General features: G+C 44.4%; 15 protein-coding genes. 10 read left to right on the top strand and 5 right to left on the bottom strand.

The window, feature by feature from the left end; translation table 11 throughout:
- Window positions 1-161 precede the first annotated feature (161 nt).
- The 6 genes from L0991_04295 (at window position 162) to L0991_04270 (ending at window position 5373) form a co-directional block, all read left to right on the top strand.
- Window positions 162-851: a DUF2786 domain-containing protein gene (locus tag L0991_04295; GenBank protein ID XGB63292.1), complete on the top strand. Its 690-nt coding sequence runs from the start codon at window positions 162-164 to the stop codon at window positions 849-851.
- A 116-nt stretch (window positions 852-967) separates the two neighbouring features.
- The gene (locus L0991_04290; GenBank protein ID XGB63291.1) at window positions 968-1633 is read left to right on the top strand and encodes an OmpA family protein; all 666 of its coding nucleotides are present in this window, start codon (window positions 968-970) and stop codon (window positions 1631-1633) included.
- A gap of 154 nt (window positions 1634-1787) precedes the next feature.
- The gene (locus tag L0991_04285; protein XGB63290.1) at window positions 1788-2876 is read left to right on the top strand and encodes a J domain-containing protein; all 1089 of its coding nucleotides are present in this window, start codon (window positions 1788-1790) and stop codon (window positions 2874-2876) included.
- Between the two features lie 165 nt (window positions 2877-3041).
- A complete protein-coding gene (locus L0991_04280) occupies window positions 3042-3230 on the top strand; it encodes a hypothetical protein (GenBank protein ID XGB63289.1) in 189 nt (62 codons plus the stop codon).
- Between the two features lie 394 nt (window positions 3231-3624).
- Window positions 3625-4032: a hypothetical protein gene (locus L0991_04275; GenBank protein ID XGB63288.1), complete on the top strand. Its 408-nt coding sequence runs from the start codon at window positions 3625-3627 to the stop codon at window positions 4030-4032.
- A gap of 237 nt (window positions 4033-4269) precedes the next feature.
- Entirely contained in the window at window positions 4270-5373 is a 1104-nt protein-coding gene (locus tag L0991_04270) for a phosphoribosylaminoimidazolesuccinocarboxamide synthase (protein ID XGB63287.1), read from the top strand.
- 111 nt (window positions 5374-5484) lie between these two features.
- Here L0991_04270 and L0991_04265 read toward each other — a convergent pair whose 3' ends face one another.
- Window positions 5485-5862, bottom strand: coding sequence for a transporter (locus L0991_04265; protein XGB63286.1), 378 nt, complete (start codon window positions 5860-5862; stop codon window positions 5485-5487).
- Between the two features lie 203 nt (window positions 5863-6065).
- Complete coding sequence (locus tag L0991_04260; GenBank protein XGB63285.1) at window positions 6066-8447, bottom strand: DEAD/DEAH box helicase; 2382 nt, start codon at window positions 8445-8447, stop codon at window positions 6066-6068.
- 184 nt (window positions 8448-8631) lie between these two features.
- Here L0991_04260 and L0991_04255 point away from each other — a divergent pair, with 184 nt between their 5' ends.
- From L0991_04255 to L0991_04245, 3 genes are all read left to right on the top strand, one after another.
- Window positions 8632-10320 (top strand): NAD-dependent malic enzyme, encoded by a 1689-nt coding sequence (locus tag L0991_04255; GenBank protein ID XGB63284.1) that lies wholly within the window; start codon window positions 8632-8634, stop codon window positions 10318-10320.
- A gap of 161 nt (window positions 10321-10481) precedes the next feature.
- Complete coding sequence (locus L0991_04250; GenBank protein XGB63283.1) at window positions 10482-11234, top strand: YdcF family protein; 753 nt, start codon at window positions 10482-10484, stop codon at window positions 11232-11234.
- Window positions 11235-11433: 199 nt separating this feature from the next.
- Window positions 11434-12804 (top strand): DASS family sodium-coupled anion symporter, encoded by a 1371-nt coding sequence (locus L0991_04245; GenBank protein XGB63282.1) that lies wholly within the window; start codon window positions 11434-11436, stop codon window positions 12802-12804.
- A gap of 243 nt (window positions 12805-13047) precedes the next feature.
- Here the strand turns inward: L0991_04245 and L0991_04240 are convergent, their stop codons facing one another.
- Window positions 13048-13398, bottom strand: coding sequence for a GlpM family protein (locus L0991_04240; protein XGB63281.1), 351 nt, complete (start codon window positions 13396-13398; stop codon window positions 13048-13050).
- A 123-nt stretch (window positions 13399-13521) separates the two neighbouring features.
- Window positions 13522-14817 carry a GGDEF domain-containing protein gene (locus L0991_04235; protein XGB63280.1) on the bottom strand — a complete coding sequence of 432 codons (1296 nt, stop codon included), beginning with the start codon at window positions 14815-14817 and terminating at the stop codon, window positions 13522-13524.
- A 302-nt stretch (window positions 14818-15119) separates the two neighbouring features.
- Here L0991_04235 and L0991_04230 point away from each other — a divergent pair, with 302 nt between their 5' ends.
- Complete coding sequence (locus L0991_04230) at window positions 15120-15944, top strand: DUF2797 domain-containing protein (GenBank protein ID XGB63279.1); 825 nt, start codon at window positions 15120-15122, stop codon at window positions 15942-15944.
- A gap of 108 nt (window positions 15945-16052) precedes the next feature.
- On the opposite strand, the gene L0991_04225 is transcribed toward L0991_04230, so the two are convergent.
- Window positions 16053-17303 carry a sensor domain-containing diguanylate cyclase gene (locus L0991_04225; protein XGB63278.1) on the bottom strand — a complete coding sequence of 417 codons (1251 nt, stop codon included), beginning with the start codon at window positions 17301-17303 and terminating at the stop codon, window positions 16053-16055.
- Window positions 17304-17541 lie beyond the last annotated feature (238 nt).

Below are 17541 nucleotides of genomic sequence, written 5' to 3'. Positions count from 1 at the left end.
TATCCTCTTGATGGCGTTTTTATTTCTGCTCCAAAGTCCGTTTTGCTTAATTAATTGTTACCAACCCAACTCGCCCACAGAGTGAGTTTTGCTTTCTGTTGCCCGCCAAAACATGTAAAATGTCGGACTTTTCAAAATTTGCGGTAATGATTAAGTAGTCGATGGATAAGAAAAAAGCCCTAAAGAAAATAGCTAAGTGTCTTGAGCTTGGTAATTCTGCTAACGTCAACGAAGCTGCCAATGCAATCAAAATGGCGCATAACTTGATGCTGAAATATGGTCTTGAGAAAGACGATATTGAATTTATCAAGATGGGCAAGACTCAATCCACGCACCTATTACCCGCAAATATCAGTTCAACACTGCTTCGTGTTATTCGTGGTATTAATACTAAGTTCGGCGTAGAAGCTGTGCTGCTCAACCACAAAGGCCTTAAACGCGTAGAGTTCATCGGTGAAGCCGATCGTGCCATCTTTGCAGCCTTTGCTTTCGATATCATCTACCGTGAACTCAATGAGCATACCGGCCAGTTTCGTAACAGCTTTGCGGGGTCTGGTACGGGTACATTAGAAGTAACCCGTCGCGTAAATTCATTTGTATCAGGTTGGGTTGAAGGCGCACTTGAGAAGCTACCAACGATCACGCCAGACGAAGAGTCGAACAACAAGATCAATAACTACATCGATAAAGAGTTCAAAAATATCGACCGCGAAACCTTCAAACAACAGCTTAAAGAGGCGATGAAAAATCTCACTGCTGATTACGAGGTTGGTTTGAAGAAAGGTCGTAAATTGTCTGTTAATCGACCAGTTGCCGGTGCACAGGCACCTAAAAAGATATCTAAATCATAGAGCTTCTTTACATTGCTTCAGCGTATTGATAAAAACCATCAATAGGACCTATAGGACTATATGTTTGTCATTCGTAATCCATACGTTTGACAGAAGTACATGATGGAGAAAATACGTTGAAAAAAATCACACTAGCCCTAGCGCTTACTGTCGCACTTACGGGTTGTCAGGCAACTCAACGCCAAAACGCTACTACTGGCGAATCTGAGACTAACTCTGCAACTCAAGGCGCTCTAATTGGTGCAATCGCTGGTGCCGTTGCTGGTGCTGCTACCGGTGACTCTAAAGACCGTGGTAAACGTGCTCTTATTGGTGCTGCCGGTGGTGCTGCTGTTGGCGGTGGTATTGGTTACTACTTTGACCGACAAGAAGCTGCACTTCGTGAAGAGTTGATGAACTCTGGTGTTCAGGTAGAGCGTGTTGGCGAAAACCAACTTCTACTTCGCCTTGAAAACGGCATCGGTTTCGATTCTGGTTCTTACGCGCTTGAATCAAGCATTCACAACACACTTCGTGGCGTTGCTAGTATCCTAGTTGAATACCCAGACACTAGCCTAGTGATCGAAGGTCACACTGACAGCACTGGCAGTGAGTCGACTAACCAAATCCTTTCTGAGCGCCGTGCTGAATCTGTTCGTGCATTCTTGATCTCTCAAGATGTCGCTGCAGGCCGTGCCATTGCACGTGGTAACGGTGAGCGTTACCCTCTATGTGACAACAACACGTCTCAAGGCCGTGCTTGTAACCGTCGCGTAGAGATTCAAATCTTGCCACTTAAGTAGCACGATTAAAGCCCAGTCTCCTTTATCTATTGAAATAACCGCTATATAGTGGCTTGTCAGTCGTATAGCTTATTTAAAGCTGTACGACTTTATTGTTCACTAAATAGCGTCTTGATACTGATATCGGCACTGGGCTTTTTACGAGACTTATCTTTTGCTTTTCCTATCCAATTTTCGATCACCATCGCCCCTGAGACCTCTGCTTCTGAGCCTTGTTTTATTGCTTTCCTCCCTCGCCCACGCGGCAAATAAAAGTGAAGAAAGTAACGCAGCAGATTCATCACCTAAAGATTCAGTATCACAATATCAATTGGCACAGGCGTATGAACTAGGAGTTGGCGTCCCTCAGAACATCGATGATGCATTCTATTGGTATTCACAATCCGCGGAAAACGGCAATGCGAATGCACAGTTTAGATTGGCTGAACTTTACTTGGCAGGAACGGATGGAAAACCCGACAACAAATTGGCCTTGGAATGGTTTATCAAAGCCGCATTGCAAGGGAACAAGCGAGCGACAGTAGAAATCGCCAAGCTCTACGAATCTTCCTCAGAACGTGAGCTACTCAGCCCGCTAGACGCGGCACAACTTTGGTATGAAGCAGCATTACCAGACAACCCAGACGCAGAAGATGGCTACAACCGTGTTCTTGAAGCACAGTTCAATCAACAACGTGCAAAACAGATCTCTTCAATCGAGCAGCTCGACGAGGGTAACGGCTCTGAAATAAACAACAGTCAGGGGTTGCCTCAGCAAATACAATCTAACCAAGTGCAATCTAACCTCTCCAGTTCTAATCTCTTCAGCTCTAACCTAAGTGGCTCTGACTATATGATTGGTACGGCATTGGCGTTACTGATTGTTATCGTGAGTATCGGCTCGACTCTGGTGATCTCGCGAAAAAGAGAGATTCTGAAATCCAGTGACTTGGGAACGCAGAAGCAGGTGCTCGAAACTCAACTGAGCGAAAAGAACCGCACCATTAAGCAGCAAAAGCGTCAATTGCAGACCATGTTCAACGAACTGAAGAAACAAAAAGGCCCAAAAAGTTCGAACAATTTACAGCTAGCTTGTGCGCTATTTGGCTACACGCCGAGTTCTATTCCTAACCAGAAAAGCATTAAGGTGAGATATAAACAACTATCGAAAATTTATCACCCTGATGGTCAAGGATGTGATGAAGAAATGAAACGTTTGAACAGCGCGCTAAAAACCATCTTACAAAGTGTTACGAAATCGTAAACAATTACACACCTTTATCTTTCCATCTCACAGAGATATCGATTTTATTGGTGTTGCAATCGATCACCCTCTCAAAAACGAGTAACAAACTATTAACTAATAGGTCTCTGTTGTGTCATAATTTGCGCCGAAAATACACCTGACTTAAACAGGTGAGGAGAGAATATGTTCACAATAGAAGGCGTTTGTGATTGGTGCAAAAAGCCAAGCCTAGTAAAAAAGCACGACTACCTAGATGGTAAGTGCCATCATGCATGTAAAGACTGCAATGATATCGCGACCATGGATGTTCGCCAGTTCAATATTGGTGAGATGGAAATGAGAGCAAAACTCTCCCAAGCAACACTGAGATAAGCTACACCGTTGAAATATAAGAAAGCGCCTTAGGCGCTTTTTTTGTGTCCAGCGTTTATCTTCTTATCTTCTTATCTTCTTATCTTCTTATCTTCTTATCTTCTTATCTTCTTATCTTCTTATCTTCTTATCTTCTTATCTTCTATACAGGTGTATACAGTGGTTTTGACAGAAAACTACTGTATACACCTGTATAAAGCTCACATTTTTTTCCATTTCTGAGACAAAATAGAAAAATCATTCAAATTTAATTTATCTAATAATTTCAACATCTTAATTACCAAAATATCATTTCAACATAAGAAATCGTCCAATAATCCCGCAAAAAACGCTTGATCTTATAAGCAACAAAAACTACTGTATACACATACAGCATGTATATAAGGACAGCAAAATGATTCAAGCACACGTTAAAGCACAACACTCTAGCCCGCTAATTCACGGCGCATTTGCATCAGCTTCTCGCTCAGCTCATCATTCAACTGATGAAGCGTTATTTGCAAAAATGGCGTTGCTGTCCAACCAACATCAATGGCTACTATTTACGGCTCAAACACCAAGACCATCTGCTAAGCAACTGCAGAAACATAACGTATGCTGCGACCGCGTTATTCATATGAAAGCTTCTCACCAAATGACCGAAGCTGAAACAGTAGAGAAAGCAATCCGCTCTAAGAATGCGAGTGCGATCGTTGCTAGCGCGTCAATTGATCAATTTAGCCAACAATACTTAAAAACATTAGGTATGCGTTTCCAATGTGAGGTTTTCTTCATGGATGCGAACTCCGAGCGCATTCACTAAGCAACATCGCTCTACTAGATAGCTCAGTAATATAGTCCAAATATACTGCCTTCCCCTGCCCTACGATTCGCCTTAAATTTGGAGGATAGTTAGGCAGGGGTTTTTATTTGAACAGTAGATTTAGCAAACGTTTGCTTTTTCTCTGGAAGCAAACGTTAGATTGGGTATAATGCCCGTCTAATCATGTGCACATTGCACTTCTCTGTATGACGTTTGATAAAAGATAGGAATGTCTAAATGAGCCTCGCTGATCAAGTTCTTGCCGTAAATGATGACCTCCCAATCCGCACTGATAAACCTGTCCACAGTGGCAAGGTTCGTTCGGTTTACTGGTTAACTGAAGAAGATAGCCAACGACTAATTAAAGAGAAAGGCTACGACGTAGCACCTGATGCTCCTTTAGCTATCATGGTGATCAGTGACCGTATCTCTGCATTTGATTGTATCTGGCGTGGTGAAGGCAACCTGAAAGGTGTTCCTGGCAAAGGCGCAGCGCTTAATGCTATTTCTAACCATTGGTTCAAGCTTTTTAAAGACAACGGGCTTGCTGACAGCCACATTCTTGATATCCCTCACCCATTCGTATGGATTGTACAAAAAGCTCGCCCAGTAATGATTGAGGCGATTTGTCGTCAATACATCACAGGTTCTATGTGGCGCGCTTACGCAAATGGTGAGCGTGAATTCTGTGGTATCGAAATGCCAGAAGGTCTAGAGAAAGATAAGAAACTACCGGAGCTTCTTATCACTCCTTCAACTAAAGGTATTTTGAAAGGCATTCCTGGTGTACCAGAAGCGGACGATGTAAACATCACGCGTCAGAACATCCAAGATAACTTTGCAGCATTTAACTTCTCACAAGAGAGCGATATCGCGCACTACGAGAAGCTATTGAAAGAAGGCTTTAACGTCATCAGTGACGCACTAGAAAAAGTCGATCAAACCTTCGTTGATACCAAGTTTGAGTTTGGTTACGTGAACGATGCACAAGGTAACGAGAAGCTTATCTACATGGACGAAGTGGGCACACCTGACTCATCTCGTATCTGGGATACAGAGCAATACAACAATGGCAACATCGTTGAAAACTCAAAAGAAGGTTTCCGTCAGTTCCTACTTAACTACTTCCCTGATGCCGATATTCTACTGAATAAAGAGCGTATGCCAGAACGTGAAGCGCTAGCGCGTGACAATGAATTGCCATTGGATGCACTGATGTCTCTTTCTCGCACTTACCTTGATATCGCAGCAAAGATTACTGGCGCTGAGATTGTACTGAGCGAAAACCCTAAACAAGAGATCATCGACGTATTGCGTGCTGACTACGGGTTAATCGATTAATCATCATGTTGATTTAAACACCGTTACGATACAAAAAGGGCCTCAACATTGAGGCCCTTTTTAGATGTAGTTTTCAGTCTTGTTTGAGCATCGCTCTCACTGGTACAAGGCTTACAGTCGAATAGTAAACTCTTCTCCAGTATTACCTGCAATCACTAAATGACTACGCGATTCGATGTACTCGATCTGCTCTTCTTCAAGAGAATATGGCATCACTACTTTGAGCTCATTGATACCTTCTAATTTGGCAAGCTTAAGCAAAGTAACGATGTTCGATTCATCACTTTTACGTGTAGACATCGATTTTAGTGCCATTTGCCATAAGCGATCTTCTGGGCTTGCTAGCTCTTTGATGCTGTCTCGCCAAACGGTACTGAACACTGGAGCGATTGTGGTAAGTGCTTCCAGAAAAGTCCATTTTTTACTGCACGAGGCGCCAAGAAAAGTTGTGTAATCAAACTCTACACGCGTCTCTTTCTGATTATCCATGATGTCCCCCGACACTTTGGCAACACAATATACTCAATATCTATCAACTCTTTCTTTATAGCAATAGGATATAGAAGAATGGTCTTTTATGACCTTTTGATTGGTTAAAATGGCATATAAAAATCAAATTTGTAACATAATCACCACTGAAAAATCATATATGCGCCTATTTGATTAATATTTTGAAGATAAAACTTATCTATCTATTTTATATCAATAATTCGGCTCGCCTTTTTGTACTGAATACGCCAGCCAGACCAAGTCGGTAACTCCCATCGTTTCGGCGGCGATTTTCTACTACCCGACTGATAATGAACGTAAACCAGCTTTCTTCCGACAAGGTACTCAACCTCCAAGTTCAAGTCAGCAAGAGTGAGTGAGAACGGGTACTTTTCAGCGAACTCTGTGTATAGCCAACTAGGGATACCTTCAAAAGGAATGTCCGAGGCATCAAACATTTCAAGCTCAGTGACATCAGTAACTCCTAGCACTTCAAGCTGCTCAATAAACCACGATTCAAAACTCAGTTGCTCGATATCGGAGGTAAACTTGGTTTGCTCATCCAGCCCAAGTTTGACGTACAGCTGCCAATGCTTGATCTCTCGAGTGCGAGCCTCAGCAAAACCAGGAAGCTGAGTACCAGTTACCACCAGATCCACGATAGGCTTTAAGGACAACTGACCTTCTGCTGCAACCAGTTTTGTCGTGATTGTGCGACCTGCGTACACCAAATCCATCTCGGTAAACACACCATCATCATTGACCACGGTTTCGCCCTGTTGCCATTCGCCAAGTTCCGCTTCGACCATCAGATCAAGCACAATTGGTGCTGTGGTCGTTGCGAGAGTCAATGTCTGCTTAACTCCTCGCCCGGGAAGGCTGTGTGTATCAAACACCAACATAGCCTGCGCATTATCAGGAAAGCGATTTTGTCGACCAAGTACTACCTCTAGTGACCCGTTAGCAAACGCCTCTCTTCTTTTTAAACGACGTACAAACACCAACTCAGGATGCAGCTTAATGATGGTTTCAAGTAGGGCCGTTCGTTGATAGCGAGACGCAACTTCCAACTGAGGAAGCTCAAACACTTCACGCATTTGCTCGGCAAGCCCTTGTGCTTCCGCCAAAGCTTGTTGGTCGATTTCAAGGTGCGGATAATCGCGACCACGCACAATCTGAATCAACAAGGTTAAATCACAGCCCTCTTTTTCTTGCTGAACGAGCGCTTCCAAATGTTCAACATTATTGGGTAACTGATATAAACGAGCAGGGACAGACAATGCAGCCGTTAGATCGACCATCGCCTCTTTCAATGCTTTGGTTTTAATACGGGTAACAATGTCGGCATACAAAGCATCAATCGGCAGCGGGTAAAGCTTTTTTCCGTGCTCGGTAATTTGATGGTCGTCGCCAATCGCTTCCATCGTCAGCAAGGTTTGTGTTGCGCTGTGTAGCGACTTTTCTGGAATCGGATCGAGGAAAGACAAACTCTCCAAAGTGAAACCACTGCATGCCGCCGCCAACATCGGCTCAGTCAGCTCTTCACGCTGCAATTCTGGTGGCGTGACTAGCTCTAATGCTGCATGTTCGCCATACAAACGAATACAAACTCCGTCCATTACCCTACCTGCACGGCCCGCTCGCTGCTTGGCACTCGCTCGAGATATGGATTTAAGCATCAAGGTAGTTCTGCCGTTACGCTGAACGGTTCTTCTCTCTAATCCCGAATCAATCACCACACCAATATCGGGAATGGTCAGCGAGGTTTCAGCCACGTTAGTCGCGAGAATAACCTTACGCAAAGCATCGCCATCGTCCTTAGCCACATTGCGACCAGATAGCGCGAGATCTCGCTCCTTGTCACTCACCGAGGCATGCAATTTAACAACTTGCAGATCCGGATGTTTTGCCAACGCTTGCTCACACTGCACAATCTCTTTCTTGCCCGGAAGGAAAACCAAGATATCGCCGTGCGATGCAATAAGTTGATGCTTCACTTCTTCAGCGATGCGTTGCTCTAGATGTCGACTATCCGGCAAAGCTCTAGATTCATTTGCTCTGTGCTCGATATCAACCTGATAAGTTCGCCCCTCACAACTGATCCTGTTCGCTTTTAGATAATCAGCGAGACGCTCCCCTTCGATGGTTGCCGATGTGATGACCAAACGATGGCTCGCCTTCTGTTTGAGGATCGCCACCAGCAAGTCGATGTCCCAACGCCTTTCGTGAAATTCATCCACCACAATCACATCAAACCCGGCTAGTCCATCTTCCGCTAACCAACGTAAGGCAATGCCGGGCGTGACAAACACTACATCAGTCTGCTCGTTGTATTGCGCTTCAAGCTTGATGGCGTAACCCACTTTGCTGCCCAACTTCTCACCCGATTCTTTCGCTAGAAACTTAGCTAGCGAGGTACAAGCGATTCTTCTTGGCTCAACCACCAGCACACGCCCATGTTGAGATGCCCAAATTGGCAAGCGCGTTGATTTACCCGAACCGGTTTCAGCCTCTACAACAAGGTGAGAATCGGCGATCTGTTGATGGAAAGTACTTTGATAGCTATCGATGGGAAGTTGAGACATAAAAAGAGAGAGCCGCGAAAAAATGTGAGCAAAGTATAACGAATTATGACGTTAGAATTCGATAACTGTGGGATAGGAGAAAGAATATCATTTTGTTTGCCAAGATCGGGGAGAAAGTATTTACAATTGAATAACTAAACCGTTATCATTTTTCAGTTACCCTTTCTCCCATATTAGGCATCCAATGAACAACGATAAACGCCCTCTATATATCCCTTATGCTGGTCCTGCTCTACTAAGTACACCCCTTCTAAACAAAGGCAGCGCATTCACTGCTGAAGAGCGTAGCTCTTTTAACCTTGAAGGTTTGTTACCAGAAACAACGGAAACAATCCAAGAGCAAGTTGGACGTGCATATAAACAATATTGTAACTTCGAAAGTGATATGGATAAGCATATCTACCTTCGTAACATCCAAGACACTAATGAAACGCTTTTTTATCGTTTAGTTCAAAACCACATCTCTGAAATGATGCCTATCATTTACACGCCAACGGTTGGCGCAGCATGTGAGAACTTCTCAAATATCTACCGTCGTGGTCGTGGTCTGTTTATCTCTTACCCGAACCGCGATCGTATCGATGATCTACTGAATAATGCGACAAACCACAATGTTAAAGTTATCGTGGTTACGGACGGTGAGCGCATTCTTGGTTTGGGAGACCAAGGTATCGGTGGCATGGGTATTCCAATCGGTAAACTAGCACTGTACACAGCGTGTGGCGGCATCAGCCCAGCTTACATGCTACCAATCGTACTTGATGTTGGTACAAACAACCCTCAACGTCTTGCTGACCCAATGTACATGGGCTGGCGTCACCCTCGTATCACAGGTGCTGATTACGATGCATTCGTTGAAGAGTTCATCCAAGCCGTTCAACGTCGTTGGCCTGATGCGCTAGTTCAGTTCGAAGATTTCGCACAGAAGAACGCAATGCCTCTACTTGAGCGCTACAAAGATCGTATCTGTTGTTTCAACGATGATATCCAAGGTACTGCAGCTGTAACTGTCGGTTCTCTACTAGCGGCTTGTAAAGCAGCAGGTAGCAAACTGTCTGATCAACGTGTGACCTTCCTAGGTGCAGGTTCGGCGGGTTGTGGTATCGCAGAAGCGATCATCGCTCAGATGGTGTCTGAAGGTATCAGCGACGAGCAAGCGCGTTCTCAAGTTTACATGGTTGACCGTTGGGGCTTACTACAGGAAGGCATGCAGAACCTGCTTGATTTCCAACAGCGCCTAGTTCAAACCAACGCGAACACGAAAGACTGGGAAAGCGATGGTACAGGTTTCTCGCTACTAGACGTTGTTCGTCACGCTAAACCAACAGTATTGGTTGGTGTATCTGGTGCTCCGGGTCTATTCAGCAAAGAAGTGATCAAAGAGATGAACCTTCACTGCGAACGCCCTATCGTGTTCCCACTATCGAACCCAACAAGCCGTGTTGAAGCAACACCAAACGACATCATTCGTTGGACAGATGGCCAAGCACTAGTAGCAACAGGTAGCCCATTTGAGCCAGTGGTTCACAACGGCACAACTTACCCAATCGCTCAGTGTAACAACAGCTACATCTTCCCAGGTATTGGCCTTGGTGTGTTGGCTGTGAACGCTTCACGCATCACTGACGAAATGCTAATGGAGTCGAGCCGTGCACTTGCAACGTGTTCGCCACTAGCAATCAATGGTTCTGGCGCTCTACTTCCACCACTGGAAGAGATCCACACAGTATCTAAGAAGATTGCTTTTGCTGTTGGTAAGAAAGCGATTGAACAAGGTGTTGCACTAGAGATCACTGAAGAAGCACTACAACAAGCGATTGACCAGCACTTCTGGCAGCCGGTTTACCGTCGCTACAAGCGTACTGCATTCTAATAGAGCGTACTTGTTCTCAAATACCACGCTTACAAGAGCCCCTGCCATTGCAGGGGCTTTTTTCTTTACATTGTCTTGTCTTTTTAACTGATTTTTCTCATTTTTATTTGGTATTATCGAGCACTCAAAAAATAATGCTCAGTCAAAGGACTATGCCGAGAGTGAAATTCAATTCTCACATTTGCCGAAACTACTTACTAAAAGCATACAAAAAGCTGCAAGGTTTTCTGTATGGCGCCTTCCTAGTGTTCTTAGTAGGCAGCGCTGCGGTGATTGCGATTGATTATTGGGTTTCGTGGCAAGCGGAAGACCGCATCATCTATGACATCGATGAGGTGCCAGAAGTTGAGGTTGCCGTCGTACTGGGTACCAGCAAATACTTAGGTAGAACGCTCAACGACTATTACAAACACCGCATCGAAGCGGCCATTGAGCTGTTCGACCGTGAAAAAGTGGACCAATTCCTATTGAGTGGCGACAACGCTCACCGTTCTTACAATGAGCCGTGGACCATGAAACGCGACTTGTTAAAAGCTGGCGTTCCTGATGAGCGTATCAACCTTGACTACGCGGGCTTTAGGACCTTAGATTCGATTGTTCGTGCGAAGAAGATCTTCGATACCGACAACTTCCTGATCATCACTCAAAAATTCCACTGTGAACGAGCGCTATTCATCGCCAACTCGTATGACATTCACGCGCAATGTTTAGCGGTTTCCGGCCCAACTCACCACTCCGGAACATCCATACGTTTACGTGAAGTATTTGCTCGCACCAAAGCCTTCCTAGACCTGTATATCATGGGTACAACCCCGAAATTCCTTGGCCCGAAAGAGCCGATTCAATCTAGCCCAAAACAAGAAACATCACCAATTCCAAGCCCTATTTCAACCCCTTCAGAAACCGATGTGTAGAAATCTACACATTTTGAATTTGTTGCCTCACATTTCCCTACTGTTACACAAAAACACACCAACGCTCCTTTATTAACTTAAGTAACATTCCCTCAACAAAGCCCAACCCTACATGAAGTCAATATTCCTCGAAAAACAATAAGCACGGCTCAATGAAGCAAGTGCATCAATAAACGAGGATAAACAAAAGGAGCGCCTTATGACGGCACTTGTTACTACACTGAAACACTGGTTGTTTACCCGCAACAGCATGATATTAATTGGTAATTTCACGCTATTCGCACTCTTGCTCAACACCCTTCCTTTCGAATCACAAGTCAATACTGGTTTGAGTATTCTCGTGTTCGTTGCAGTTCTATGGTTAACCGAAGCTATTCATGTCAGCATCACCGCTCTGCTTGTTCCACTCTTGGCTGTCCTGTTTGGTGTCTTCAACACGCCCGCTGCATTGGCGAACTTCTCTAACCCAATCATCTTCCTATTTTTGGGTGGTTTTGCTCTTGCTGCTGCGCTCAACAAGCAAGAACTTGATAAAGCGATTGCCGACAAAGTACTACTGATTGCAAAAGGCAGAATGTCGGTCGCGGTATTCATGTTATTCGGTGTGAGTGCTGGTTTATCGATGTGGATTTCTAACACAGCAACAACCGCAATGATGCTTCCTCTTGTTCTTGGCATCATGAACAAAGTAGACCAAAGTGAAGACCGCAATACTTACGTGTTCGTGTTACTGGGTATCGCTTACTGTGCGTCTATCGGTGGTATCGCAACGCTAGTAGGTAGCCCACCGAACGCTATCGCTGCTGCGGAAGTTGGTCTTAGCTTCACTGAATGGATGGCACTTGGCCTACCAATCTCGATGATTCTATTACCAATCGCAATGTTGATTCTTTACGTGATGACTAAGCCAAAACTTAACCATAAGTTCGAGCTAGATCACGCGCCAGTAGAATGGACAAACAGCAAAAAAATCACACTGTCTATCTTCCTACTTACCGTGACTCTGTGGATTTTCGGTAAGCCAATCAACGCAATGATCGGCGGCTTCTCTAAGTTCGATAGCTTAGTTGCAATTGGTGCAATCGTACTACTTGGCGCTTCTCGAGCGGTGGAATGGAAAGATGTTGAGAAGACAACCGACTGGGGTGTATTGATTCTATTCGGTGGCGGTATCTGTCTAAGTAACATCCTTAAAGCAACTGGCACCAGTGTATTCCTAGCGCACTCACTAAGTGGCTTCTTAGAGACAGCAGGTGTTCTACTAACGATTCTAGCGGTAGTCGCATTCGTAGTATTCCTAACAGAGTTTGCGAGTAACACAGCAAGTGCAGCACTGTTAGTACCAGTATTCGCAACCATTGCTGAAGCATTAGGTATGTCGCCAGTTATCCTGTCTGCATTAATCGCTGTCGCTGCATCTTGTGCCTTCATGTTACCTGTTGCAACACCACCAAACGCGATTGTATTTGGCTCAGGTCACATCAAGCAGAAAGAAATGATGCGAATTGGTATGGTTCTAAACCTAGTGTGTATCCTGGTGCTAACACTGTTCGCTTGGATCTTCTGGTAAGAAGTAAACACTGATAAAGAGAGCTGCATAAGCAAAACCTCTGACAAAACTGGCTGCAGTCCCCCGCTCAGCCAGTATAAAAATGCCCACTCAATGTGAAGCCATCATTTACTTTAGGTATCACTAAGCGGGCATTTAAAAAGAATAATAAAACGATTTCCCTTTTTGGTGGCTCCTCGCCACCTTTTTTGTTTGGGTATTTACATCCCTATCATGTAATCATTCCCGTTCTAAAAGCCCCCCTCACGCCACACTTGGCACTACACGCGTCCAGCCGATCAGCAACATAGAGGCGCACAGCACCCAGACCACTGTTGCCAGCGACAGAGTCGACACTAAGTTATAGCGATAGCTAAACACATACACAGCCCCTAAATAAGCCGCATATGGCACCAGAGAAAACAGGCCAAACAATGCGGTAGTACGCAGCTCTACCATGGTTTGCTCTGTGCCGACAATGTAATGAGCAATCAAGGCAAAAGTAGGAAACAGAGGGACAAGCCCTGATATGTAAAAACTCTTACTTTTCGACAACAGTGCAATCAACAAAACCGCTGCGGCACCAAGCAAACATTTAAAGAACAGTGAAATCATTTCAATACGTTATCCAAACAAACCAACAAAAGCTTTAGAGAGTAAACTCATACAGCGCGCACAAAAACGCCACACGTCACATATGCACGTGTGGCTTATAAAGTAATCAAAACAATTTGCAGATTAGTGGCTCAAGATCACCTGATTGCGCCCTGAGTGTTTAGCTTGATAGAGCGCCTCGTCAGCGCGAGCGATTGTCTCTGTCACCCTCTCTTGCCTCATTTCAGCAATACCGATACTGCATGTCAGCGGGTCACCATGAACCCATAAATGCTGGCTCACCAATAATCGAATACGTTCCGCCTTACTCTGTGCTTCACCTGCCTCAGTTTCCGGGCAGAAGATGATAAATTCCTCACCGCCCCAACGGACTAGCTTATCTGTTGGGCTGATTGCACTGCCGACCACCATGCTAAACTCTCGTAGGATGTGGTCTCCCATTTGATGGCCGTACTTGTCGTTCACACTCTTGAAGTAGTCGATATCGAGATACAACATACTGAGCTTACTATGGCCTTGTTTAACATGTTGCGACTGCATCTTCAGCCAGTCTCGAATCGCATGTCTATTAAGGATTCCAGTTAACTCATCACGGTGAGCCATTTCAGAAAACTCAAAGTTTTGTTCTCTCAGCGCTCGGTTAACGTTTTTTAGGTGGTGATGTCTTTTCTCAGCAATCACCATACGTTTGCGCGAGTTGTGTAACTCTGAAATTAAGAATACGGTGCCAGTGCCAACCCAAACAAACAGCAAGATTAGGAACAAGCTCTCGCCGGTAATGTACGAGCCTTCAAATTCGATACTGCGAATAACAATGCGATGATGCCCAAGTTTTGCGCCCGAGGCTGTCGCGAACTCCACCATATTTACATTGGAATACTCAGGAGCAGAGTACTCTAGCGCAACGTCATTATCCGCTAGCCACCATGTCATCACTTGCAGGTTCTTAATCGGTATTTCAATCACGCCCCCATCGACACCTGGCGAGAATTCCATGCCATTGTACTTATGCGTATATTCATTATCCGGAACCGAATAAGCAGGGTTGTAGTTTCTCAGGTAGGTTCGTAAACGACCGCTAGAATCCGCTTCCGCATGGTAATCAATGTTAACTCTAAAGGTGTGATATTGAGATAGATTAAGACCAACCGTGATGTCTGGATTGATACGAATCGACAGGCCACAGTAAGGCCAAGGGTACTCAGACTCTTTCAATTCACAATCGAGAATGTACTGACCATTCTCAAACGATAATTCAGATGTGCTAACGCCTCGATCAACCTGATCACTGGTCGCGATAAACTCATATTTATCTGGCGTAATTGCTGTTATCACGCGATTTCCGCTCACACGGTAGTACTGCACGATGGCAAGCGTCGCGATAACTAAAAAGATGACTATCTTATGGATCCACTTCACGTCTAAGCTTCCGGCTTATATCCCTATCGTTGGGATTTCACGATATAAAATAAGTTACGTAAATTAGTGATCTTAATGCCAATAATTCACTGAAAAACGTTATATCACGGCTGAACAAAATGTCATACTATATTTTTATGCCTATATTTCATTCGGATTATTTACGTCGAGAATCAAGTAATATTGCGTATAAAAACAGGTACCATTTGTTATACTCATCGCATAATCATCGTTAGCCGTATTGCCTGATTACAAGGCAAGCGAGCCAACGAAATAATAATCAAAATACAATGAGTAATGTCATGTCTTTATTAGCGAAAGGAACACTCAAGAAGATGAGTGCTTCCCTGGATGGCGCGGTAACCTACCGTTTGCCTGTAGGCGAAGAGTTTGTAGAGCTAAACCCTCTGATTGGTAAAACCATCAACCTAACTCACACTGGTAATATTTTTTGCTGCTCTTGTGGTAAGAAAACGAAGAAAAGCTACTCTCAAGGCCACTGCTTTGTATGTATGAAAAAGCTGGCAAGCTGCGACATGTGCATCATGAAGCCAGAGACTTGTCACTACGATGAAGGCACTTGTCGTGAGCCAGAATGGGGCGAAGCAAACTGCATGGTTGATCACTTCGTTTACCTATCGAACACATCAAGCCTAAAAGTGGGTATTACTCGTCATACGCAGATCCCTACCCGCTGGATTGACCAAGGCGCAACACAAGGCCTACCGATCCTTAAAGTAAAAACTCGCCAAATCTCTGGCCTGATCGAAGTTGAGTTAGCAAAACACATTGCTGATAAAACTAACTGGCGCACACTGCTGAAAGGCGATGGCGACGACATGGAACTGGTAGAGAAAGCAAAAGAGCTGCTTCCACTGGTTGAAGATAAGATCCAAGAGATCAAAGCAAAATTCGGTGACGATGCTATCGAAGTGTTGAGTGAGAACATCACTTCACTAAGCTACCCAGTTGAACAGCACCCGGTGAAGATTGTTTCGCATAACTTTGATAAGAACCCTGAAGTATCTGGCGTGCTGCAAGGCATTAAAGGCCAATACCTAATCCTAGATACGGGCGTGATTAACATCCGTAAATTTGGTTCTTACGAAGTTGAGGTTTCTGCTTAAACAGCGGAGCACCATGAAAAGTGAGATACAAAAATGCCCTGAGGCTTCTGCTTCAGGGCATTTTTATTTCAGATGAGACGATCCGCTTTAAAAAATAACGAGAAAAGACTAGAGCGCGACCATATCCCCATCTACACAGTTCTTGCCATTGGCTTTAGCGCGATAAAGAGATTGATCGGTGAGGTTAACCAGAGCATCAATCGTCATGCCATCTTCACACGCACGGCTATCGCTCACTCCAATACTGACACTCGAATTGAATCGAATCTGCTCATCAATTTTGAATTCAGCTTGATTAAACTGTTGGCGAATTTGTTCAGAGATTTCACATGACATTTCTGCCGTCGCATTCGGAATGAAGACAATGAACTCTTCACCACCCCAGCGACCCGCGACGCCGCCCACACTCTCGACACTACGCTTGGTAATATTGGCCAAGGCACAAATCACCTCGTCACCGACCATGTGACCGTATGTATCATTAATCGATTTAAAATCATCTATATCAAGCAGCATACACACGAGATGATTTTCAGAGGCCATGTGCTCTCTAAACCACTCATAAATGGCCCGGCGATTGAGTAAGTCCGTCATCTCATCGTAGTGCGCTTGATGCACGAGCTGTTTTTCCAACATCACCTTTTGGGTGACATCTTCAAGCACAACCTGTACGGCTGGCTGACCTTCCCAAATAATCGCATTGTCATAGATATTAAAGAAACGATGGACACCATCTAAACCAATATTCTCTACCACATTACTGGTGCCTGATGGTTCACCGGATATCACCGCTTGATAACGCTGACAGATACTTTCTACATTTTGTTGTGGTACCAAATCGAGAATAGAATCGAGCTCCAATACCTGCTCAATCGACTTACCACCTTGCAGGTTCACCCAAGACTGATTGACCATCAAAGGTTTGAAATCTCGGTGCACCAATATCCCCTGCCCAGATTTCATAATCATGTCTTGATACATCTGATCTTGCTTGCGCATCATATTCTGCAATTGAATCGCAGGGCTCAGATCGATCACCGTCACCTGTAATGCAGGTCTTCCTTGCCATTCGGTCACATGATCAATAGAAAACACCGTAAACTCTCTGCCATTGCGGTCCACATTGGTAAAGGTGTGGACTTGAGGGTCGCGTTGACCACTGACGGTTTCAAGGTAGTTTTTGTAGGCAGCGACATGAAAGTCTTCTGATATGAGATCAAGAAAGCTATCTATTTGGGACATTAACTCTTCTGGAGATTGGTACCCATAAATACGAGCGTAGTTGGCATCAACACTAACCACATTCATATCTTGAATAATAATTACGCCGTACGTAGATTCGAAATTTATTGAAGACATTACCAACTCCGCACTCTAGCTATACTTCATCACTGGAGCATTACAACATATCCCACTAACCCTTCCACAGAATCTTTCAAGCATCAGGGGACATTAATATACCATCTAGTATATCGTACTGTTGGTCGCTTCTCTACAAATCAATCGCTAGCACGAGTTACCAAAAGTAGACAAGCATCTCAATCTGATTACGCGCGCCAAAAAACAAAAATAGATAACCTATAGCAATGTAATGATT

Source organism: Vibrio chagasii (assembly GCA_041879415.1).
Classification (GTDB): Bacteria; Pseudomonadota; Gammaproteobacteria; order Enterobacterales; family Vibrionaceae; genus Vibrio.
Note: the sequence above shows the minus strand (reverse complement) of the source record. Positions and strands in the feature narration are given on the sequence as shown.

Coding starts and splice junctions, on each gene's coding strand:
- L0991_04255 (XGB63284.1), top strand. CDS start 8,632: ATGAACAACGATAAACGCCCTCTATATATCCCTTATGCTGGTCCTGCT.
- L0991_04275 (XGB63288.1), top strand. CDS start 3,625: ATGATTCAAGCACACGTTAAAGCACAACACTCTAGCCCGCTAATTCAC.
- L0991_04245 (XGB63282.1), top strand. CDS start 11,434: ATGACGGCACTTGTTACTACACTGAAACACTGGTTGTTTACCCGCAAC.
- L0991_04270 (XGB63287.1), top strand. CDS start 4,270: ATGAGCCTCGCTGATCAAGTTCTTGCCGTAAATGATGACCTCCCAATC.
- L0991_04230 (XGB63279.1), top strand. CDS start 15,120: ATGTCTTTATTAGCGAAAGGAACACTCAAGAAGATGAGTGCTTCCCTG.
- L0991_04225 (XGB63278.1), bottom strand. CDS start 17,303: ATGTCTTCAATAAATTTCGAATCTACGTACGGCGTAATTATTATTCAA.
- L0991_04295 (XGB63292.1), top strand. CDS start 162: ATGGATAAGAAAAAAGCCCTAAAGAAAATAGCTAAGTGTCTTGAGCTT.
- L0991_04265 (XGB63286.1), bottom strand. CDS start 5,862: ATGGATAATCAGAAAGAGACGCGTGTAGAGTTTGATTACACAACTTTT.
- L0991_04280 (XGB63289.1), top strand. CDS start 3,042: ATGTTCACAATAGAAGGCGTTTGTGATTGGTGCAAAAAGCCAAGCCTA.
- L0991_04260 (XGB63285.1), bottom strand. CDS start 8,447: ATGTCTCAACTTCCCATCGATAGCTATCAAAGTACTTTCCATCAACAG.
- L0991_04240 (XGB63281.1), bottom strand. CDS start 13,398: ATGATTTCACTGTTCTTTAAATGTTTGCTTGGTGCCGCAGCGGTTTTG.